Origin of the sequence: Nocardia sp. NBC_01009 (assembly GCF_045208035.1) — a bacterium.
Classification (GTDB): Bacteria; Actinomycetota; Actinomycetes; order Mycobacteriales; family Mycobacteriaceae; genus Nocardia.
This window is the reverse complement of the sequence record NZ_CP108695.1, coordinates 2,584,355-2,604,327: the sequence shown is the minus strand read 5'-3', so window position 1 is coordinate 2,604,327 and position 19,973 is coordinate 2,584,355. Positions and strand designations below refer to the sequence as shown.

The 19,973-nt window shown below is 67.3% G+C and carries 22 protein-coding genes; 6 read left to right on the top strand and 16 right to left on the bottom strand.

Features of this window, described 5'->3' with window-relative positions:
• Window positions 1-154: 154 nt before the first annotated feature.
• The gene (locus tag OHA42_RS11550; RefSeq protein WP_406236741.1) at window positions 155-619 is read right to left on the bottom strand and encodes an AMP-binding protein; all 465 of its coding nucleotides are present in this window, start codon (window positions 617-619) and stop codon (window positions 155-157) included.
• 197 nt (window positions 620-816) lie between these two features.
• On the opposite strand from OHA42_RS11550, the gene OHA42_RS11545 reads away from it, so the two are divergent.
• Both OHA42_RS11545 and OHA42_RS11540 read left to right on the top strand, forming a co-directional pair.
• Window positions 817-1,275, top strand: coding sequence for a transcriptional regulator (locus tag OHA42_RS11545; protein WP_406236740.1), 459 nt, complete (start codon window positions 817-819; stop codon window positions 1,273-1,275).
• On the top strand, window positions 1,272-1,655 hold the full coding sequence (locus OHA42_RS11540; protein WP_406236739.1) for a DUF3817 domain-containing protein: 384 nt from the start codon (window positions 1,272-1,274) through the stop codon (window positions 1,653-1,655). Before OHA42_RS11545 ends, OHA42_RS11540 begins: the two co-directional genes overlap by 4 nt.
• Window positions 1,656-1,667: 12 nt before the next feature.
• Here OHA42_RS11540 and rdgB read toward each other — a convergent pair whose 3' ends face one another.
• The 10 genes from rdgB to clpS all read right to left on the bottom strand — a co-directional run bounded on the left by rdgB (window position 1,668) and on the right by clpS (window position 9,091).
• Window positions 1,668-2,276 carry an RdgB/HAM1 family non-canonical purine NTP pyrophosphatase gene (gene rdgB, locus OHA42_RS11535; protein ID WP_406236738.1) on the bottom strand — a complete coding sequence of 203 codons (609 nt, stop codon included), beginning with the start codon at window positions 2,274-2,276 and terminating at the stop codon, window positions 1,668-1,670.
• Complete coding sequence (gene rph, locus OHA42_RS11530) at window positions 2,276-3,046, bottom strand: ribonuclease PH (protein WP_406236737.1); 771 nt, start codon at window positions 3,044-3,046, stop codon at window positions 2,276-2,278. Before rph ends, rdgB begins: the two co-directional genes overlap by 1 nt.
• A 490-nt stretch (window positions 3,047-3,536) precedes the next feature.
• Window positions 3,537-4,301, bottom strand: a complete 765-nt coding sequence (locus OHA42_RS11525; RefSeq protein ID WP_406236736.1) for a cyclic nucleotide-degrading phosphodiesterase — start codon at window positions 4,299-4,301, stop codon at window positions 3,537-3,539.
• 69 nt (window positions 4,302-4,370) lie between these two features.
• A complete protein-coding gene (locus OHA42_RS11520) occupies window positions 4,371-5,129 on the bottom strand; it encodes a rhomboid family intramembrane serine protease (protein WP_406236735.1) in 759 nt (252 codons plus the stop codon).
• Window positions 5,130-5,269: 140 nt separating this feature from the next.
• Window positions 5,270-6,232 (bottom strand): PLP-dependent cysteine synthase family protein, encoded by a 963-nt coding sequence (locus tag OHA42_RS11515; protein ID WP_406236734.1) that lies wholly within the window; start codon window positions 6,230-6,232, stop codon window positions 5,270-5,272.
• 8 nt (window positions 6,233-6,240) lie between these two features.
• Complete coding sequence (locus tag OHA42_RS11510; RefSeq protein WP_406236733.1) at window positions 6,241-6,513, bottom strand: MoaD/ThiS family protein; 273 nt, start codon at window positions 6,511-6,513, stop codon at window positions 6,241-6,243.
• Between the two features lie 36 nt (window positions 6,514-6,549).
• Window positions 6,550-6,972 (bottom strand): Mov34/MPN/PAD-1 family protein, encoded by a 423-nt coding sequence (locus OHA42_RS11505; protein WP_406236732.1) that lies wholly within the window; start codon window positions 6,970-6,972, stop codon window positions 6,550-6,552.
• A 73-nt stretch (window positions 6,973-7,045) separates the two neighbouring features.
• Window positions 7,046-8,101: a P1 family peptidase gene (locus OHA42_RS11500; RefSeq protein WP_406236731.1), complete on the bottom strand. Its 1,056-nt coding sequence runs from the start codon at window positions 8,099-8,101 to the stop codon at window positions 7,046-7,048.
• A 76-nt stretch (window positions 8,102-8,177) separates the two neighbouring features.
• On the bottom strand, window positions 8,178-8,747 hold the full coding sequence (locus tag OHA42_RS11495; protein ID WP_328409941.1) for a DUF2017 domain-containing protein: 570 nt from the start codon (window positions 8,745-8,747) through the stop codon (window positions 8,178-8,180).
• Between the two features lie 23 nt (window positions 8,748-8,770).
• Window positions 8,771-9,091: an ATP-dependent Clp protease adapter ClpS gene (gene clpS, locus OHA42_RS11490; RefSeq protein WP_406236730.1), complete on the bottom strand. Its 321-nt coding sequence runs from the start codon at window positions 9,089-9,091 to the stop codon at window positions 8,771-8,773.
• Between the two features lie 121 nt (window positions 9,092-9,212).
• Between clpS and OHA42_RS11485 the strand changes: the two genes are divergently transcribed.
• Together OHA42_RS11485 and OHA42_RS11480 are read left to right on the top strand one after the other, a co-directional pair.
• A complete protein-coding gene (locus tag OHA42_RS11485; RefSeq protein ID WP_406236729.1) occupies window positions 9,213-10,526 on the top strand; it encodes a nicotinate phosphoribosyltransferase in 1,314 nt (437 codons plus the stop codon).
• An 89-nt stretch (window positions 10,527-10,615) separates the two neighbouring features.
• Entirely contained in the window at window positions 10,616-12,661 is a 2,046-nt protein-coding gene (locus OHA42_RS11480; RefSeq protein WP_406236728.1) for an ATP-dependent DNA helicase, read from the top strand.
• Window positions 12,662-13,100: 439 nt separating this feature from the next.
• Here the strand turns inward: OHA42_RS11480 and OHA42_RS11475 are convergent, their stop codons facing one another.
• The 5 genes from OHA42_RS11475 to OHA42_RS11455 form a co-directional block, all read right to left on the bottom strand.
• A complete protein-coding gene (locus OHA42_RS11475; RefSeq protein ID WP_406236727.1) occupies window positions 13,101-13,496 on the bottom strand; it encodes a RidA family protein in 396 nt (131 codons plus the stop codon).
• A gap of 169 nt (window positions 13,497-13,665) precedes the next feature.
• Complete coding sequence (locus tag OHA42_RS11470) at window positions 13,666-14,205, bottom strand: DoxX family protein (RefSeq protein ID WP_406236726.1); 540 nt, start codon at window positions 14,203-14,205, stop codon at window positions 13,666-13,668.
• A 113-nt stretch (window positions 14,206-14,318) separates the two neighbouring features.
• The gene (locus OHA42_RS11465; protein WP_406236725.1) at window positions 14,319-15,680 is read right to left on the bottom strand and encodes an NCS2 family permease; all 1,362 of its coding nucleotides are present in this window, start codon (window positions 15,678-15,680) and stop codon (window positions 14,319-14,321) included.
• Window positions 15,681-15,886: 206 nt separating this feature from the next.
• Window positions 15,887-18,490 carry an alpha-glucan family phosphorylase gene (gene glgP, locus OHA42_RS11460; RefSeq protein ID WP_406236724.1) on the bottom strand — a complete coding sequence of 868 codons (2,604 nt, stop codon included), beginning with the start codon at window positions 18,488-18,490 and terminating at the stop codon, window positions 15,887-15,889.
• Between the two features lie 73 nt (window positions 18,491-18,563).
• A complete protein-coding gene (locus OHA42_RS11455; protein WP_406236723.1) occupies window positions 18,564-19,004 on the bottom strand; it encodes a VOC family protein in 441 nt (146 codons plus the stop codon).
• Window positions 19,005-19,082: 78 nt separating this feature from the next.
• Between OHA42_RS11455 and OHA42_RS11450 the strand changes: the two genes are divergently transcribed.
• Both OHA42_RS11450 and OHA42_RS11445 read left to right on the top strand, forming a co-directional pair.
• The gene (locus OHA42_RS11450; protein ID WP_406236722.1) at window positions 19,083-19,679 is read left to right on the top strand and encodes a TetR/AcrR family transcriptional regulator; all 597 of its coding nucleotides are present in this window, start codon (window positions 19,083-19,085) and stop codon (window positions 19,677-19,679) included.
• A 168-nt stretch (window positions 19,680-19,847) separates the two neighbouring features.
• Window positions 19,848-19,970, top strand: a complete 123-nt coding sequence (locus OHA42_RS11445; protein WP_406236721.1) for a hypothetical protein — start codon at window positions 19,848-19,850, stop codon at window positions 19,968-19,970.
• Window positions 19,971-19,973 lie beyond the last annotated feature (3 nt).

Genomic DNA, 19,973 nt, shown 5'->3' with positions numbered 1-19,973 from the left:
GGTGCCGGCTTCCTCCCCTATCCCAGGTCCGAGGGCTATCGGTGAAGCGCCACGTTTCCCCAGCTCACAGCATTGAATAACGAAATCCTGATGGCGAGAAGCCGGGCGGATCCCGGCGTGGAAGCCGAGATCCGCCCGTAGGTGACAAGCCGGATCAAGCGATCTCGCGCACGATGGCGCGGTCCGCGTCGGTAATGGGCGCGTCGGAACCGGTCATGTAATGCACCAGGGTCGTGCGATCGTCGAGCATGAGCCAGTTGAGCGAATCGGCGAGTTCGCCGCGCAGCGCCTTGGTCGTCACACCGAAGGTGGCGCCGTGGACGGCCGTCCCGGGAGCGACCGCGACGGCGACTGCGCCGGTCTTGGCGATGGCCCACTCGGTCACGGTGGCCTCGACCGCGGGGGTGACGGCCACCGCGACGCGGACACCAGGGCCTGCGCCGCGAGCAAGCAGCAGCCGGGCCAGACGGTTCGACCAGAGGTCGAGCTCACGATAGGTGAGCTCGCAGTCGGCGGCGGACACGGCGACGGCGGTCGGATCGTTCACGGCATGCGCGGACACAGCGCTCGGCCGCAGCTGGACAACTGTTTCAGCAGGCGATTCGATCAGCGTGGTCATGTTCGTCTCTCTCTCGAAATCTTGGTCCGTGGCGTCTTCGGTATGCCTATTAATCTCGTCGTCGGAGCCTCATTTCGACAGGAACCCCAGTACTGGCCGATCCCCTCCGAGGGTGTGCGTTTCTCACACCTTGGTGTGACGTCCACGAGTGGACCTGCCTCCTACGTGTCGCGTAGTAGACGGGTACCGTGGTAGCCGTGTCCGCTCCACCTCGCCGCTCGGCACACAATCGCCCAGCCCTTATTGCGCTGGTGATCGTTGCTGCCCTCGGCTGCCTGGCCCTCGGCTGGTGGCAGTGGCAGCGGTTCGAGTCCGCGAGCGGCACCGGCCAGAACCTCGGTTATGCGCTGCAGTGGCCGCTGTTCGCCGGATTCGCGGTGTTCGCCTACTTCCGTTTCGTGCGCCTGGAACGCGAAGCCGAGACCGGAGACAATGCGGAGCAGGCGCCGGTGAAGCCGAAGCGGGCCCCGAAACCCGTTGCGCCACGAGAGATTCCGGAAGGGTTGCTGCCGGAACGGCCGACGGCCGTTCGAGACGAAGACCCGGTGCTCGCCGAGTACAACAGGTATCTGGCCGAGCTGCACGCCAATGACATCGACCAGCATGTCCGCGAGGCGGGCCTGCGTGCCCGCGATACCGAGAGGAGCGCCGGTTGACCACCAGCGAGAACTCGACCGAGCCCACCCTGACCGAAAGCGCGCCGGCAGCCGCCGTCACCCCGACGAACACCGGCAAGATCACGGGCGCGCTGCTGCGTTACCGGGTGCTCGCATGGGTCACCGGTCTCTGGTTGTTGCTGCTGACCGCCGAAATCATCGCCAAATACGGCTTCGACGTGCACACTCCGAGTTGGATCGCCGTCGTGCACGGCTGGGTGTATTTCGCCTACCTGCTGGTCACCGCCGACCTCGCGGTCAAGGTCCGCTGGCCGCTGCTGCGCACCGTCGGCACCCTGATCGCGGGCACCGTCCCGCTGCTGTCCTTCTTCGTCGAGCATGTCAACGCCAAGAAGGTCAAGGCGGACTTCAACCTCTGACCCGCGGGCGAATCAGTCCGCGAGCGCGGCGAGCGCGGGAACCAACTGGGCCAATGCGCGCCCACGATGCGAGACCGCGTTCTTCTGCTCGGGCGTGAGCTGCGCGGCGGTGCCGAGCCCACCCGCGGGAACGAACAGCGGGTCGTAGCCGAAACCGCCGTCGCCAACGGGTTTGCGCCCGATCGAGCCGGGCCATTCGCCGCGAACCACGGTCTCGCTCCCACCGGGTACCACCAACGCGCACGCGGAGACGAACTGCGCACCGCGCCGCTCGTCGGGCACATCGCCGAGTTGAGCAAGCAATAGCGCATTGTTGGCCGCGTCCTCGCCGTGGCCACCGGACCAGCGCGCCGACAGCACGCCGGGCATCCCGTTCAACGCATCCACCGCGATACCGGAATCATCTGCGACACAAGCCAATCCGGTGGCCACGGCACCGTCGCGCGCCTTCGCCAGCGCGTTCTCCTCGAACGTCGCGCCGGTCTCGGGCGCCTCGTCGTAGGCGGGCACATCGTCGAGCCCGACGATCTCGATGCCCGCGACACCGGCGTCGTCGAGGATGCGCCGCAGCTCGTTCAACTTCTTCGCATTACGGCTGGCAACCAGAACGCGTCGCGTCATTACTTCTTCTTCGACTCGGTCGGCTCGGGCAGCACGCCAGGATAGGGCAGCGCCAGCGCCTCTTTCTGCACGACGAACAGCTGCTCGCAACCGGCGAGCGCCGAGTCGAGCATCTTGTCCAGGGTGGAGCGCGGGAAGGTCGCACCCTCGCCGGTGCCCTGGATTTCCACCAGGGTGCCGGTGTCGGTGGCGACCACGTTCATGTCGACCTCGGCGCGCGAATCCTCTTCGTAGGGCAGGTCCAGGCGTACCCGGCCGTCCACGACGCCGACGCTCACCGCGGCGATCGCGCACGAGATCGGCTGCGGATCGTTGAGTCTGCCTGCAGCGGCCAGATAGGTGACCGCATCCGAGAGCGCCACGTACGCGCCGGTGATGGCGGCAGTCCTGGTACCGCCATCGGCCTGCAGCACATCACAGTCGAGGGCGATGGTGTTCTCACCGATGGCCGCGAGGTCGATGCAAGCACGCAGCGATCGACCGATCAGCCGGCTGATCTCCTGCGTACGGCCGCCGACCTTGCCCTTGACCGATTCCCGCCCGCTGCGGGTGTGAGTGGCCGCGGGCAGCATCGCGTATTCGGCGGTCAGCCAACCGAGGCCGGAGTCGCGCCGCCACGGCGGCACGCCGTCGGTGACACTCGCGGTGCACATCACGCGGGTCTGCCCGAACTCCACCAGCACCGAACCGGCTGGGTGCGCGGTGAATCCACGGGTGATCCGTACCTCGCGGAGTTGATCGTCCGCCCTGCCATCGGCTCGTCTCGACACGGGCCTAGCCTACTGTGTTTGTTTTGCAGCGCCTGCGGCGCTGCGTGTTCGCGGCCCCGAAGGCTCGCGTCCGAGCGGCCGAGACTCGCGACTTCGTCGCATGCGCTTCGGCCACTCGGACGCGAGCCGGCCGCGAACGGTCGCTCGTAAGACTCGCTCCGTGGTGGGTGCTTTGGTGGGGAAGCTCGCGACTTTGGTGCGCTGTATCGGTTGCTTGGGTGCTGGCCGCGAACGGTCGTTCGTAAGACTCGCTGCGTGATGGTGCTTTGGTGGGGAGGCTCGTGACTTTGGTGCGTTGTGTCGGCCGCTCGGACGCGAGCCGGCCGGGACGTCGCTCGTAAGACTCGCTCCGTGGTGGGTGCTTTGGTGGGGAAGCTCGCGACTTTGGTGCGTTGTATCGGTTCCGTGGGTGCAGGCTGCGAACGGTCGCTCGTAAGACTCGCTCCGCAGTGGTTGGGCTGGAGGGGGAATCCGGGCGTTGGACGCACGGTCAGATGTCGAAGGTTTCCCCGGGTGCGACCGCATGCACCGGGCCGGAGAACTGCGCCTTCGCCTCAGCGATGACGTCCTCGCGGGAGGTCCACGGCGGGATGTGGGTGAGCAGCAGCTCTTTCACCCCGGCCTGGGCCGCGATCATGCCCGCCTCGGTGCCCGAAAGGTGAATCCCGGGAGGCCGATTCGCCGGATCGTGCGTCCACGAGGCCTCGGCCATCAGAATGTCGGCGTCCTGGGCCAGTTCTTGAACCGCCCCGCACATCGCGGTATCACCGGTATAGACGAAGGTCCGGCCGGCGGCGGTGACGATCCGCAGCCCATAGGACTCCGGCGGGTGGTACATCCGCCGCGCCGTCACCGTATGTCCTGGCCCGAACTCGACCGCCTCGCCTTCACCCCAGGCCCGATGATCGATGACGTCCGACCAGTCGTCGCATTCCCCGCCGATCTCCGCGGAGGCATTGCCGATGCGCAACGCGCTGTCGGAAGGACCGCGCACGATCGCCTTCCCCACCGGTGGCGTCGGATGGTAGCGCCGCCACACCAGCAGTCCAGGCAGATCGAGGCAATGATCCGCATGCAGGTGGGTCAGGAAGATATCGACCTCACCGGGATCGGCGTGGCGTTGCAATGCGCCGAGCACGCCTGGTCCGAAATCGATCACCACCGGCCGCATATCGGGGCCGCTCAGCAGGTACCCCGACGCAGGGGAGTCCGGGCCGGACACGCTGCCCGAGCACCCGAGGACGGTAAGGCGCATTCCCCCATGCTGCCACGACGAATTCTCGCTCAAGGAAGGATCCCCCACATTTCCCGACGGGCCGCACGCTCACCGTGGCGACGCACTGACTCCGGCTCGATCCCCGCGACGGTGTCGACGTTCATCACCAGAGAGTACCCAGCCTGCCAGCACTCCACCCATTGCCCCGAAAAGATGTCCCTGCCAAGAGATTCCAGGTTGTCCGGGTAATACGCCCCACAACAGCGACCCGTACACGGCCAAAACGACGAGTCCGACGACGATTTGCGCGATATTGCGGGCGAACCAGCCGCGCGAGATCAGGAAGGTCAACCAGCCGAAAACCAGGGCGGACGCACCCAGATGCACCGATCCGCTTGCTCCGGTGAGCCAGGTTCCGATCCCGGCCACGACCCAGATGATCGCGGTGGCGGCCAGCCCGCGCCCGATCCCCGCGAGCAGCGTCAGGAAGCCGAGCAGCAGCACCGGCAGGGTGTTGCCGATGAGATGGTCCCAGCCGCCGTGCAGGACGGGAGCCCACAGGATGCCCCACAGGCCGTCCGCGGTGCGCGGCTCGATGCCCGCGCGATCGAGCTGGGTGTCGTCGAGTTGATCGACGCCCTCGATGCCGTACAGCAGCACGACGAATCCGGATATCAGAATTCCGGCGCGCAGCCAGAGCTGTTTGACGACCCCGAGGTTGCCGGAAGTCTCGGCCGGGCTCGGCGCAGGCGATCCCGGCAGCGGCGCGCTCGGTGGAGTCGAGCCGACCGGGTTACCCAGCTGCGCGCGCAGCGCGGCAATCCGATCCGGATCGAACGACGATCCGATTCCCGCACCGCCGGTCATCGCAACCTCCTCGTCGAGCAAGGCATCGCGGTCGCGAAGGTCCGATCGCGAGCCGGTGCCCCGCCTCTTCGAGAGTACCGGTGCCTATCGCCACCAAGCGGTAGGCAAGACCGAAAGCCTCTGGTCGACGCGACGGCGGGTCAGGCCCAGAGTTGGCCTTCGAGGCGTTGCTCCGCCTCTTCGAGCGTGCCGTCGTAGGCACCGGTCGAGAGGTACTTCCAGCCGCCGTCGGCCACCACGAAAGCAATGTCCGCGCGCCCGCCTGCCTTGAGGACCTTGCGCGCAACCCCGAGCGCGGCGTGCAGAATCGCCCCGGTCGAGATGCCCGCGAAAATGCCCTCCTCCAGGACCAATTCGCGGGTGCGCTTGACCGCGTCGAACGGGCCGACCGAGAACCGCGTGGTCAGCACGGACTCGTCGTAGAGCTCCGGGATGAAGCCTTCGTCGATATTGCGCAGTCCGTAGACGAGTTCGCCGTAGCGCGGCTCCGCGGCGACGATCTCGATGCCGGGCACCTGCTCGCGGAGAAAACGCCCGGTCCCCATCAGGGTTCCGGTGGTGCCGAGCCCGGCGACGAAATGGGTGATCTCCGGCAGATCGGCCAGGATCTCCGGGCCGGTCGTCTCATAGTGCGCCAATGCGTTGGCGGGGTTGCCGTACTGGTAGAGCATCACCCAGTCCGGATTCTCGGCCGCGATCTGCTTGGCCTTGGCCACCGCCTGATTCGAGCCACCGGCGGCCGGAGAATCGATGATCTGCGCACCGAACATGGTCAGCAGCTGACGCCGCTCCACCGAGGTGTTCTCCGGCATCACGCAGACCAGCCGGTAGCCCTTGAGCTTGGCTGCCATCGCCAGCGAGATCCCGGTATTGCCGCTGGTCGGCTCCAGAATCGTGCAACCTGGCGTCAGCAGACCGTCGGCCTCGGCCTGCTCGATCATCCGCAGGGCGGGGCGATCCTTGATCGACCCCGTCGGATTGCGATCCTCCAGCTTGGCCCACAACCGCACCGGGTTCTCGCCGTCCCACCGCGGGGACAGGTTGCGCAGTCCGACCAGCGGGGTGTTGCCCAGCGTCGCGATCAGCGATTCATAGCGCGCCACGGGGTCGCTCAGCCGCCCGCGACGGCCGGCAGGATGGTCACCGAGGCATCCGCGGGCACCTCGGCCGCGAGGCCACCGGAGAAGCGCACGTCCTCGTCGTCGACGTAGATGTTGACGTAGCGGTTCAGCTTGCCGTCCTTGAGCAGCCGCTCGGCCAGGCCGGGGTGGTTGGCCTCCAGATCGGCGATCAGTGCGGACAATGTGGCGCCGTTGGCCTCGACCCGCTTCTCACCGCCGGTCAGGCCACGCATGATCGTCGGGATGGACACGGTTACCGACATGGGGACTCCTCGATTTCGACAAATAAGGGGGCGGGTCTAGGCGGGGGCGTAGGCGTCGATGATCTGCACGGGCTCCTCGGTGACCTCGCCGTCGAGAATCCGGTAGCTGCGCAACTCGTGCTGCTCGGGATCGCGGGTGGAGATCAGCACGTAGTGCGCATTCGGCTCGGACGCGTAGGACACATCGGTCCGGCTGGGGTAGGCCTCGGTCGCGGTGTGCGAGTGATAGATCACCACCGGCTCCTCGTCGGCACTGTCCATCTCGCGCCACACCTTCAGCTGCTCACCGGAGTCGAACCGATAGAAGGTCGGCGAGCGCTCGGCGTTGACCATGGCCAGGAATCGCTCCGGGCGGTCGGAGCCTTCCGGCCCCGAGATGACGCCGCAGGCCTCGTCCGGGTGATCGGCGCGGGCATGCGCCACCATCGCCTCGACAAGGTCGGCCCTGATCACCAGCACGAGTCAAACCCTTCCGCAATTCGGTGTAGCAGTTGCCGACCTATCGCACTCGACAACGAGCCAGAATATTCGGCTATTCCCCGGCGGCTGCGAACAGGTCGGAGTATGCGGGAATCCCGGCGATGGATCGGGCGGCCAGGATCGCGTCCACGATCGCGCGTTCCACACAGACCGCGGCGGCCGTGCACACTTCGTCGAGCACCAGCAGGTCCGGCGGAAACGCGGGCGGCAGCGGGAAGGTCGCCGGTCGCGCGGTTCCGGTGGCCAACGCGAACAAGGTGTCGCCGTCCAGCGGGGAATGCGCCGGGCGGATCGCGCGGGCGATGCCGTCGTGCGCGGTGGCCGCCATCCGGCGGCAGCCCGCCGGATCCAGCGGTGCGTCGGTGGCAACGACGCCGATGGTCGTATTGAGGACGGTGCCCTTGACCGCGAGCGCGTTGGCCCTTGCCAGCGCCTCGGGGTCGGCGGGGCGCAGCCCGAAGTATTCGGGGCCATCGGTCCCGGTCCCCCACGGCAAACCGGTGCGGGGATCGAACACCGAGCCGACCGGATTGGCCACGATGAGCGCGGCGACCGTCACGCCCGTGTCGAGCACCACACTCGCGGTGCCGACTCCGCCCTTGATCGACCCGGCCCGCGCGCCGACACCCGCACCGACGGTGCCGCGCTCGAACTCGACCGCGGCGGCATCCGAGGCCAGGTACCCGAACTCGGCGGTGGGCCGAATCCCCCAGTCCCCCACCGGAAGATCGAAGATCACCGCACCGGGCACGATGGGCACCACCCGGCTCGGGTCGGCGGGATCCATCGGGATGCCGTCGCCGTTCTCCTCCAGCCAGCGCATCACGCCGTCGGCGGCCGCGAGGCCGTAGGCGCTGCCGCCGGAGAGCAGGATCGAATTCACCTGTCGCACAGTGTTTGCCGGGTCGAGCAAATCGGTCTCCCGGGTGCCGGGCCCGCCACCGCGCACGTCGACGGCAGCGGTCGCACCGTCCGGCGCGCGGACCACGGTGCAGCCGGTCGCCGCACCGGAGCCGAGCGTCGCATCCGGATCGAGCTCGTGATAGTGCCCCACCAGCAGCCCGGGTACATCGGTGATCGAATTGCGTTGTCCGGGTCGACCGTTCATAACAACGCCTCCTGACTGTGGGTCACAGAATCGTCTCCGTTGCGGCGAAGTGGTGATATCCCTCGGCCGGACGGGGTTACGGAGCGAGTGCCTGCAGCAGCGAATCCTGCATCCAGGTCAGCCAGTGGTACACATCGAGATGTGGCCCGCGCGGGTCGTCGGCTTCCAGATGATCGGGCGTATCGGCATCGATGCCGAGCACCGCGCCGAGGGCGAGTCGTACATCGGTGAGCGCGATCAACCACGCGTCGGCCTGTTCCGGGGTCAGCAGGATTCGGCCGCCGTCCGCGGGCACCGTGTTCAGCACCACCGAGCCCGCGGCCAGCTTGGCGTCGATGATCTCCGGCTCGTGCAGGCCGCGCAGCGCGCTGTTGAGATCGGCGCGATCGGCGTCGGGAGAACCGGGTTCACTGCGGTGGAAGTCCGGCAGCAGGCGGTGCAGCCGAGGGTCGTCGGGCGGGCTCGAGTTGCCGGTACGCAGCCCGGTCAGTGCGGCGAGATCGTCTTCGGGGGCCGAATTGGCCCGTTCGGTCAGCAGCCCGGAGACCGAGCCGACCAGGGAACGCAACACGCTCGCCTCACGCGCGTCCATCTCGGAGCGCAATTTGAGGCCGCTCAGTGAGTTCTTTCGGCTCCACTTCCGCACTGACGTCAGCGTAGTCGTATTGGTCAGTCGTCCCGTTGCATGGTCGCCCAGAGTCCCGCGGCGTGCAGTCTTCTGACGTCCTGTTCCATCTTGTCCCGCGAGCCCGAGGACACCACTGCCTTGCCCTCGTTGTGCACCTGAAGCATCAGTTCGGTGGCCTTCGCCTTGGTGTAGCCGAACAGCTTCTGGAAGATGTAGGCGACGTAATGCATCAGGTTGACCGGGTCGTCCCAGACGACCGTGACCCACGGACGGTCCTCGGCCTCCAGAATCTCGGTGTACTCGACCGCCTCCGGAGTCGCCTGTGCCGCCGACAGTGCCGCGTTCGCTTCGCACAAGCCCATAACACTCAGGGTACGACTCGACCCCGAAATCACAACACCCGTCCACGATCTTTTCGACGTTCGGGAGACGTCCCGACCACACCGGCCTATCATGCCCGCCACCGATGTCTAGAGTGGCTGCGTGGACATCCGCGACGGCGTCGGCAGCACCGCACTGCTGACCGACCAGTACGAACTGACCATGCTCGCCGCCGCACTCGCCGACGGTTCCGCACACCGGCGCTGCACCTTCGAGGTGTTCGCCAGGCGGTTGCCGCACGGCAGGCGCTACGGTGTCGTCGCGGGCACCGGCAGGCTGCTGGAGGCGCTGGCGCACTTCCGATTCGGCGAACCGGAACTGGCGACCATCGCGGGCTTCTCGGACGCCGCGACCATCGAGTGGCTGCGCGATTACACATTCACCGGCGATATCGACGGCTACGCCGAGGGCGATCTGTATTTTCCTGGCTCACCGATTCTTTCGGTGCGTGGCAGCTTCGCGGAATGCGTCCTGCTGGAGACGCTCGCGCTCTCGATCCTCAACCACGACAGCGCCATCGCCTCGGCTGCCGCCCGCATGGTGAGCGCCGCAGGCGGGCGTCGGATGATCGAGATGGGCTCGCGGCGCGCCCACGAGCTGGCCGCACCCGCCAGCTCACGAGCCGCCTATCTTGCGGGCTTCGACGCCACCTCGAATCTGGAGGCGGTGCGCAGCTTCGGCGTGCCGGGCGCGGGCACCAGCGCGCACGCGTTCACCCTGCTGCACAGCGCTGCCGACGGCGCACACGAGGCGGCCGCGTTCCGCAGTCAGATCGACGCGCTCGGTGTCGGGACGACGCTGCTGGTGGACACCTTCGACATCACGGCGGGCGTCGCGACCGCCATCGAGGTCGCCGGCCCCGAGTTGGGTGGCGTGCGCATCGATTCCGGTGATCTCGGCGTCCTGGCCAGACAGGTGCGCGATCAGCTCGACGGCCTCGGCGCCACCAACACCCGCATCGTGGTGTCCGGCGATCTCGACGAGTACGCCATCGCCGCGCTACGGGCCGAGCCGGTCGACGTCTACGGCGTCGGCACCGCGCTGGTCACCGGTTCCGGCGCGCCGACGGCAGGCATGGTCTACAAGCTGGTCGAGGTGGACGGCCTGCCGGTGGCCAAGCGCAGCAGCCACAAGCAGTCGCGCGGCGGCACCAAGAAAGCAGTCCGGCTGGCGCGGCACACCGGCACCATCGTCGAGGAGATCATCTACCCGGCCGCGGGCACCACACCGGCCACGAACGGATTCGAGGCCCGCGAGCTGCTGGTTCCGCTGGTGCGCGGCGGGAAGGTGGTCGATGGTCTGCCGACACTCGCCGACAGCCGCAAACTGGTGTCGCGCGGGCTGGTCAGCCTGCCGTGGGAGGGCCTGAAGCTGTCCGACGGCGACCCGGCGATTCCGACGACATTCGTGAGCTGATCGGCGGCGGGGCTCGGACACCCGAGCGCGGCGCTTGGCGACCCCGATGGACGATGATCCCTGTCGGTCCCAACCAGTAGGCTGCTCGCGTGCCCGAACTGCCGCCCACCTCTGACCTTTTGGCCACTGCCGTGCAGGCGCTCGGTGGGAAAGAGCGGGTCGGGCAGGTGACGATGGCCGCGGCGGTGGACCACGCGATCGATACCAAGGAGCATCTCGCCGTGCAGGCGGGAACCGGGACCGGGAAGTCGCTGGCATACCTGGTGCCGAGCCTGCGGCACGCGGTGCGGACCGGGCGGACGGTCGTGGTGTCGACCGCGACGATCGCCTTGCAGCGCCAGCTGGTCGACCGGGACCTGCCCCGGCTTTCCGAGGCGCTGAGCAAGCCGCTCGGGCGCACGGCCCAGTTCGCGATCCTCAAGGGCCGCAACAACTATCTGTGCTTGAACAAGATCAATAGCGTGATCCCGGACGAGCCCGCCGAGGCAGAGCTGTTCGACGCGTTCGCGATCTCCCGGCTCGGCCGGGAGGTGCAGCGGCTCAACGAGTGGGCCTCCGACACCGAGACCGGCGATCGCGACGAGCTGGCACCCGGTGTGACCGATCGCGCCTGGCGGCAGGTCAGCGTGTCGTCGCGGGAATGCCTCGGCAAGTCGCGCTGCCCGTTCGGGCAGGACTGCTTCGCCGAACGGGCGCGGGCGGAGTCGGCGCAGGCCGATGTGGTGGTGACCAATCACGCCCTGCTCGCCATCGACGCGATCAGCGGCATCCAGGTGCTGCCGGAACACGATGTCGTCGTCATCGATGAGGCGCACGAGCTGGTCGACCGGGTGACCGGCGTGGCCACCGCGGAACTGGCGCCCTCGGCCATCAGCGCGGCGGCACGCCGCTGCGCCAAGCTCGTCGACGAACAGGAGGTCGACCGTCTCGAAGGCGCGTCGGAGGCCTGGCACAACGTCCTGGACGAGCTGCCCGCCGCCCGGTGGGACGCGCTGCCCGATGGTGTCGCCCCGGTGCTCGCCCTGGTCCGCGACGCGGCATGGAACGTGCGCACCGCGCTGGCCCCACAGGGCGGCACGTCTGCGCAGGGTGACCCGGAGAGCGCCGCCGCACGCACCCAAGCGCTCGCCGCGATCGACGAGGTGCACGACAGCGCGGTACGCGCGCTGACGGCGTTCGACGAACCCGATCCTGCGAGCAGGCGCGATGTCATCTGGCTCGCTGCCGACGAGATACGCGGGGTCGTCCGGCGCACGCTGCGGATGGCGCCGCTTTCGGTGGGCGGCCTGCTGCGCAGCAGGTTGTTCGGCACCGCGACGGTGGTCTTGACCTCGGCAACATTGCAGATCGGCGGTTCGTTCGATGGCCTCGCGATCACGTGGGGCCTGCCCGCGCAGTCGGGGAGCCGCACGGATTCGGCCACCGCGAACGGTGCCATCGCGCCGTCGGATGTGGAGACGGTCCGGTGGAGTTCACTGGATGTCGGCTCGCCGTTCGACCATGCCAAGTCCGGCATCCTGTATGTCGCCAAGCATCTGCCCGCGCCCGGTCGCGATGGACTCGCGCCCGCCTACCTCGATGAGATCGAGCGGCTGATCCGCGCCGCGGGCGGCCGCACGCTCGGCTTGTTCTCCTCCATGCGCGCCGCCAAAGCGGCCACCGAGGCGCTGCGCGGGCGGCTCGACACACCGGTGCTCTGCCAAGGCGACGACTCGACCGGCGCGCTGGTGCGCAAGTTCGCCGACGATCCGGAGACCTCACTGTTCGGCACGCTGTCGCTGTGGCAGGGCGTCGACGTGCCGGGCCCGTCGCTGAGCCTGGTGATCTTGGATCGGATTCCGTTCCCCCGGCCCGACGATCCGCTGCTGACGGCACGGCAGCGCGCGGTGGAGTCACGCGGCGGCAACGGCTTCATGACCGTCGCCGCCAACCATGCGGCGCTACTGCTCGCCCAGGGCACCGGCAGACTACTGCGCAGCGTCGACGACCGCGGCGTGGTCGCCATCCTCGATTCCCGCTTGGCCACCGCGCGCTACGGCGGCTACCTGCGTGCTTCGCTGCCGCCGTACTGGGAAACCTCGGACCCGAATGTGGTGACCCAGGCACTCGAACGACTCACCGCTACGTCACTGTGATACCACTCACAAAGCGGCCGATTACTTCCAGACAGAAGTAAATTGGGCCTTGGTACTCCGCTGGAATCCAATTCCCACACCGGACGTATCGGCAGTCCCCGCGCCAAGCCCTGCACGCGGCGCGGGGACACCAACCTTCGCGCACGGCCGAACCCAAATCCCCTGCTGCGCAGCACCCCAACATCAGACCGTGTCCCAATGCATGCGCCAGCACGATCTCATCGAGAGTCTACGAAAAGAGCTGCACGACAAGGGGATATAAACCACTCCCCGGGAAATGCGCGACAAGTTCCACCATGCCGCGACGAATGTTCCAGTCCTGCACTCGAAGCCGAGCCCGACACTGCACTGAGATCGCGCAGACGGTTCACGACGAGGCCGGCCCTGCCGCCGCCGCGTTGTGAACCGCCCCTTACCGGCACGAGGCGAACTCCCGGTGTCAGCCGCGCACGGCGACGGCGTCCACCTCGAACAGCATCGTGGGCAGCGCCAGCGCGGCAACCCCGGCCAACGTCTGGACCGGCGGCTTGTCGCCCCAGATTTCGGCGATCTTCTTCCCCAGCACGGCGAGCTTGTCCAGATCGTGGTCGACGATGAACGTCCGCAACTGCGCCACATCGGCGTAATCCAAGCCCGCCGAACGCAGCGCAGTGCCGAGATTGGCGAAGGCACGGTCGACCTGAGCGACGAAGTCGTCGCTGGTGGTGTGCCCGTCGGCATCGGAATCATATTGCCCGGCGATCAGAACCAGCTCGCCCGTCACTCGTGCCACGTGGCTGTAGCCGAACCCGGTGGGGTCGTGCAGCTCGGCCGGGTTACTGATCTCGATCGCCATCGTCGTCTCCTTCATCGTCACCTGTTGCCCTGCAACAACTACAACGACGATGCGAGTTGCCCGAGTGTGACATGACGACGCTCACAGACGACGGTGGCGCGGCGACCCCTCGGTCACCGCGCCACCATCTACGAATTCCATTGAGCGTCCGCAACCGAACGCGTCGAGATCAGAGCGTCCACTTCAAGATCAGGGTGAGCACCGCCGCGGCCACGGCCAGCACCACAGCGCCCGCGCCCCAGACGAAGCCCTGTCGCTGCCACGGACGGCCGCTGTCCAGCGAGAACTTGCCCGGCCCGGTGAACGCGATGGTCGCGCCGACGACGGCGAACAGTAGGGCCGTTTCGTAGCCTTTGCCGGTCATCAGGCCGCCACTCCAGGTGGTGTTGATGGCGTTGATCATGGTGCCGAGCACGATGGCCGCTGCCAGCGGAGTCAGCAGGCCCAGCAGCAGCAACAGACCACCGGTCAGCTCGCTGAGCCCGGCGAGCGTGCCGAAAAGCTTGCCGGGGTTGTAGCCCATGGAGTCGAAGGCGGCGGCGTTCTTGCTCCAGCCGTATCCGCTGAACCAGCCGAACAGCTTTTGGGTGCCGTGTGCGGCAAGCAGCCCGCCGAAGACGACCCGCAGCAACAGCAGGCCGATGTCGGCGGAGAAGGTATCGAGATCGTTTGCGCTGGTAGCGCGCTCGGGCGTGCTCTTGGTGGTCATGCTGGTCCTCATCCTTGCAATTCGATTCCAAACGACATTTCATTGGCCTCGGCGACGAAGTGGACTGCGGTCCGATTGTCGCACGATTGGGGCCAACCGGCCAGAGCGCCGCCTTATTCCGCGAGAAAGAAGAAGTATCCGAGGAACATCACCATCAGTGCCCACATCGCCGGGTGCACCTCTTTGACGCGCCCCTTGGCAACCATGACGATCGGGTAGAACAGCATCCCCATCGCCAGCCCGTTCGCGATCGAGTAGGTCAGCGGCATCATGATGACAGTGATGAAGGCCGGGATGGAGTACTCCAGCCGGTTCCAGTCGATCTCGCCGAGCGCCCGTGCCATCAGCACGCCGACCACGATCAGCGCGGGCGCGGTGATCGAGGCCGAACCCGCGACGACCGCGAAGATCGGGTAGCAGAACATGGCGATCAAGAACCATCCCGCAGTGGTCACGGCGGTCATGCCGGTCCGCCCGCCCGCCGAGACACCCGCCGTCGATTCGACGTAGGCGGTGGTGGTGGAGGTCCCGATAACCGCGCCTGCCATGGTGCCCACCGAGTCCGCGGCCAGCGCGCTTGCCGCCCGGGGCAGCTTGCCGTCCTTGTCCAGCAGCCCGGCCTGGTTGGCCACGCCGATCAAGGTGCCGGAGCAATCGAAGAAATCGACGAACAACATCGTGAGAATGACGACGGCCAGCTGTCCGGTGAACGCGTCGGGCAGATGGATGATCGCCTGACCGAAGGTGTGCTCCAGCCCCTTCGGCATCGACACCACACCGTCGGGCAGATCGACCAGACCGCTGATGACGCCGACCAGCGCTGTGAGCACGATGCCGTACAGCACCGCGCCGTGCCAGCCGATGACGAGGAACACCACGGTCACCACGAGACCGAACAGCGCGAGCAGCGTGGTGCCCTTGGTGAAATCACCGAGGGTGACCAGCGTGGCCTCGCTGTTGACCACAACGCCCGCGTTCTTCAAGCCGAGGAACGCCACGAACATGCCGATGCCGGCCCCGACAGCCAGTTTCATCTGCATCGGAATGGCATTGAGGATGCGTTCGCGCACCTTGGTGATCGCGAGCACGAAGAAGATCACGCCGGACAGGAAGGTCCCCGACAGCGCCACCTGCCACGGAATCCCCATCCCGAGCACCACCGAGTACGCGAAGAACGCGTTGAGCCCCATACCGGGCGCGAGGGCGATCGGATATCTGGCCCAGATCCCCATGACGAGCGTGCCGAACACCGCGGCGACGGCCGTCGCGGTGAATACCGCCTGCATGGGAATGCCTTTGTCACCGAGCGCGCCCTCATCGCCGAGCACCGACGGGTTCACCGCGAGCACATAGGACATGGCCAGGAACGTGATCGTGCCCGCCATCAGTTCGCGCTTCACGGTCGAGCCGGTCGAACTGATGCCGAAGTACGCGTCGAGGCGTCCTCGGGTGCGCGTCAGAACGTCGGTGACCATGAGCTCTCCAGTCGGAAATGGGTACGGGGGTGCCAGGGCACGGTAGCCGACAATTCACTGGACAAGTGAACTCGGTCGATGTCCCGACCGCTCACTTCGTGAGCAACGTCACCATTGCCGTCCCGCAGCCCCAACAACCACCCGTCCCGAGCTCGCTGACCTCGGGTTACCTCCGGCGTTCCGGCGCCGCGACGCGCCCGGAATCGCTAGGCGCTCGGCGCGGCGACCAGCCCCAGTTCGGCATCGCTGGCAAGCAGCTCATGGTGGGGCAGCACCCGCACCGTGTAGCCGACCGCGCCGGACAGCGGCACCGGAGTTTCGACGGTGAAAATTTCGACGCCGGAATCCGATCCGGTGTGGGTCATCGGAAACGTGGTGACATCGGACAGGTCGTCGGTCGGCGACACCCGGCCGAGCACGGCCTGAACAGTGACGTCGGACGTGCTGAGGCCACCGAGGTCGATGCGGGCGGCCAGGGACAATTCCGCGCCGATGATCGGGGTGTCGGGCAGGCCCGCACTGTCGACCTGAATCACCTTGACCGAGGGCCATGCGGCCTCCACTCGGCGGCGATAGTCGGCGCTCGCGCGAGCGGCGGCGAATTCGTCGGCGTTTGCCCGCAGGCCCGCCGCCGCGGCAGGAGCGTAGTACTCGACGGCATAGTCACGGACCATGCGTGAGGCCAATACCTTCGGGCCGAGGGTCTGCAATGTGTGCCTGACCATCTCTACCCAGCGCACCGGCATGTCGTTGCGGTCACGATCGTAGAAGCGCGGGGCGACGGTGCGTTCGAACAGGTCATAGAGGGCGCCGGCCTCCAGATCGTCGCGACGGTGCTCGTCGGAGACGCCGTCGGCGGTCGGAATGGCCCAACCGTTTTCGCCGTCGTACATCTCGTCCCACCAGCCGTCGCGAATGGACAGGTTGAGTCCGCCGTTGAGCGCGGACTTCATGCCGGAGGTGCCGCACGCCTCCAGCGGCCGCAGCGGATTGTTCAGCCACACATCGCAACCCCAGTACAGGTAGCGGGCCATCGACATGTCGTAGTCGGGCAGGAAGACGATGCGGTGGCGCACCTCGGGATCGTCGGCGAAGCGGACCACCTGCTGGATCAGCGCCTTGCCGCCGTCGTCGGCGGGATGACTCTTACCCGCGACCACCAGCTGCATCGGCCGTTCGGGATCGAGCAGCAGCGCACGCAACCGCTCCGGGTCGCGCAGCATCAGGGTGAGCCGCTTGTAGGTCGGCACCCGGCGGGCGAAACCGACGGTCAGCACGTTCGGATCGAAAACACTCTCGACCCAACTCAATTCGGCCGACGCGGCACCGCGCTCCAACCAGGATGCGCGCACTCGGCGGCGCACCTCCTCGACAAGGGTGGCGCGCAAGGCGTTACGGGTCGACCACAGTTCGCCGAGGTCGACGTCGCGCAGCTTCTCCCAGCCGCGCGCCTCTTCGACCAGCTCGGGGCCGATGTATTCGCGGGCCTTGTCGAACCATTCGCGTGCGGCCCAGGTCGGGGCGTGCACACCATTGGTGACCGAACCGATCGGCACCTCGGCCGCGTCGAAGCCCGGCCACAGCGGCGCGAACATCGCGCGGCTGACCGCACCGTGCAGCTGGGAGACACCATTGGCGCGCTGAGCCATCCGCAAGCCCATGTGCGCCATATTGAAGACCGACGGATCGGCCTCCCGTCCGAGGGCCACGATCCGGTCGACAGACAGTCCCGGCAGCATGGCGGACTCGGATTCACCGTGGCCACCGCCGAAGTACCTGCGCACGAGCGGCATCGGGAATCGGTCGATGCCCGCGGGCACCGGAGTATGCGTGGTGAATACCGTTGCGGACCGCACCGCGGCCAGCGCGGTATCGAAATCCAGTCCCGCCGAGACGAACTCGCGGATCCGCTCGACACCGAGGAAACCGGCGTGCCCCTCGTTCATGTGGAATACGTCGGGATCCGGCAGCCCGGTCGCGGCGGTATAGGCGCGCACCGCACGCACACCGCCGATGCCTGCCAGAATCTCCTGCTTGATGCGGTGGTCCTGGTCGCCGCCGTAGAGCCGGTCGGTGACCGCTCGCAGCTCCGGATCGTTCTCGGCGATATCGGAATCCAGCAGCAGCAACGGCACCCGCCCGACCTGTGCGATCCACACCCGTGCCCGCAGCACTCGCTGATCGGGCATTGCCACGTGGACGAGCACCGGCGCCGAATCCGACCGCCCCGACTTCGCTCGACCGTCGTCTGTGGTCAGCAGGCGCAGCGGCAGGCCCTGCGGATCCAGCGCCGGATAATGCTCGGTCTGCCAGCCGTCGCCGGTCAGCGATTGCCGGAAGTAGCCGGACCGATACAGCAATCCGACGCCGATCAGCGGCAGGCCGAGATCGGATGCGGCTTTCAGGTGATCACCGGCGAGGATGCCGAGGCCGCCGGAATAGTTCGGAAGCACCTCGGTGACACCGAATTCCATGGAGAAGTAGGCGATGCCACGCACGGCGGGCGCGTCGGTCTGCCGCTGGAACCAGCCGGGCCGCGTCAGGTAGTCGCGCAGATCCGCGGCCGCGGCGTCGACCCGCCCGGTGTAGTCCGCGTCGGCAGCGAGCTCGTCCAGCCGTGCCGCGGGCACCTCCCCCAGCATCCGCACCGGATCGTGTCCGACCTCGCGCCACAGCTCGGGATCGAGCTCGGCGAACAGGTCCTGGGTAGGCCAATGCCACGACCAGCGCAGGTTCGTGGACAGTTCGCCCAGGGCCGCCAGACGGTCGGGCAGATGGGCACGGACGGTGAATCGACGAAGTGCCTTCACCAGGCGAACCCTACCGAACAATCGCGCGCTCGACTGTCAGGGCGACCCGGGTCACTGCGCACCGGCGCAGTGATCACGAGGTGAACTTCTCGGCAATGTACTCGTCGCTGAACTGCTCGGCGTATTCCTGCGACGGCGGGATCACGGTGATCATGTCGATCAGCACACCGCTGGGATCGGCCACGATGAAGTGCCGCTGCCCGAAGTCCTCGTTGCGGATTTCCAGCTCGGCTTCGATGCCGCCCTGTACCACCATCCGCTCCCACTCGGCGTCGACGTCGACGACCTCGAAGTTCAGCAGCAGACCCTGCACCGGCTTGCGGTAGGCCGCAGGCACGGTCTCGTGGGTGTAGTCGAGCAGCGCGAGCTCGTAGTTCACCGTGCCCGGCCGGCGCAGGCTGAGATACCAGTCGGCCTCGAAGGTGATCTCGAAGCCGAGCCACTTGGTGTAGAAGTCGCGGGTTTCGGTGAGCCGATCGGTGCCGATGACGGGGTAGAGGCTGCTCAGTTCCATGTTCTCGCCTTTCACATACCGTTGGTATGCGAGCTAAGCTAGTCGACATACCGTCGGTATGTCAACGAGAGGACAGCAATGCCGAGCACCATGCGTGCCCAACAGCGCGAAGAGACGCGTAGCGCGCTGCTGCGCGAGAGCCGGCGCTTGTTCGCGGCGAAAGGCTATGGCGCCGTTGGCCTATCGGAGATAGTGACGGCTACCGGAGTGACCAAGGGTGCGCTGTACCACAACTTCGCAGGCAAGGCCGAACTGTTCCGCGCGGTGCTCGAACAGCTACAGCACGAGGTCGGCGACCGAGTGGCGGCGGCCGCGGACGCCCACACCGATCCCTGGACCCAGCTGGTGGTCGGCTGCGAGACCTTCCTGACCACCTGCACCGCCCCGGAGATCCAACGCATCATGCTGATCGACGGCCCCGCCGTACTCGGCTGGCACGAATGGCGCGCGATGGACGAGGCCGCCTCCGCCCAGCACCTCGCCCAAGCGCTGGCCCAGCTCATCGACGACGGCGTACTCACACCACAGCCGATAGCACCCCTCACCCACCTGCTGTCCGGTGCCATGAACGAAGCGGCGCTGTGGCTGGCGAGCACCGACGACCCCAGCGCCCTGGCCGACACAACTGCGGCATTGCGTCGACTGCTCGAAGCGATGCGCACCGGAAAGCCGTGACCACCCGCGTGGCCGTCGACCGACCGGCCGTCAGTAGTCGCGTGGGTACGTCTTCGGACTGACGATCCTCTCGCAATTTCTGCCCGCCGACGGACCGGTGCTGCCGACCGTGCTGGTCCTGGCCATGATCCATGGCTCACCATCGACACTGCATGGTGCGTCGGCGTTGTGGTGGCCGCCGACCGGGCCGGGGCCGGGCTGCGCAGAACCGGGATCCGGCAGCGGATCGAGCGGGCGCTCGGTGCGGCGCTGGTCGCACTCGGCCTCGGCCTCGCCGCCGACGCGCGCTGAGCA

Excerpts from the sequence above, each read along its gene's own strand:
- OHA42_RS11550 (WP_406236741.1), bottom strand. The coding sequence starts at position 619 with ATGACCACGCTGATCGAATCGCCTGCTGAAACAGTTGTCCAGCTGCGG.
- rdgB (WP_406236738.1), bottom strand. The coding sequence starts at position 2,276 with ATGACGCGACGCGTTCTGGTTGCCAGCCGTAATGCGAAGAAGTTGAAC.
- OHA42_RS11525 (WP_406236736.1), bottom strand. The coding sequence starts at position 4,301 with ATGCGCCTTACCGTCCTCGGGTGCTCGGGCAGCGTGTCCGGCCCGGAC.
- OHA42_RS11520 (WP_406236735.1), bottom strand. The coding sequence starts at position 5,129 with ATGACCGGCGGTGCGGGAATCGGATCGTCGTTCGATCCGGATCGGATT.
- OHA42_RS11510 (WP_406236733.1), bottom strand. The coding sequence starts at position 6,513 with ATGTCGGTAACCGTGTCCATCCCGACGATCATGCGTGGCCTGACCGGC.
- OHA42_RS11500 (WP_406236731.1), bottom strand. The coding sequence starts at position 8,101 with ATGAACGGTCGACCCGGACAACGCAATTCGATCACCGATGTACCCGGG.
- clpS (WP_406236730.1), bottom strand. The coding sequence starts at position 9,091 with ATGGGCTTGTGCGAAGCGAACGCGGCACTGTCGGCGGCACAGGCGACT.
- OHA42_RS11475 (WP_406236727.1), bottom strand. The coding sequence starts at position 13,496 with ATGGCGATCGAGATCAGTAACCCGGCCGAGCTGCACGACCCCACCGGG.
- OHA42_RS11470 (WP_406236726.1), bottom strand. The coding sequence starts at position 14,205 with ATGACCACCAAGAGCACGCCCGAGCGCGCTACCAGCGCAAACGATCTC.
- OHA42_RS11465 (WP_406236725.1), bottom strand. The coding sequence starts at position 15,680 with ATGGTCACCGACGTTCTGACGCGCACCCGAGGACGCCTCGACGCGTAC.
- OHA42_RS11455 (WP_406236723.1), bottom strand. The coding sequence starts at position 19,004 with ATGGAACTGAGCAGCCTCTACCCCGTCATCGGCACCGATCGGCTCACC.
- OHA42_RS11450 (WP_406236722.1), top strand. The coding sequence starts at position 19,083 with ATGCCGAGCACCATGCGTGCCCAACAGCGCGAAGAGACGCGTAGCGCG.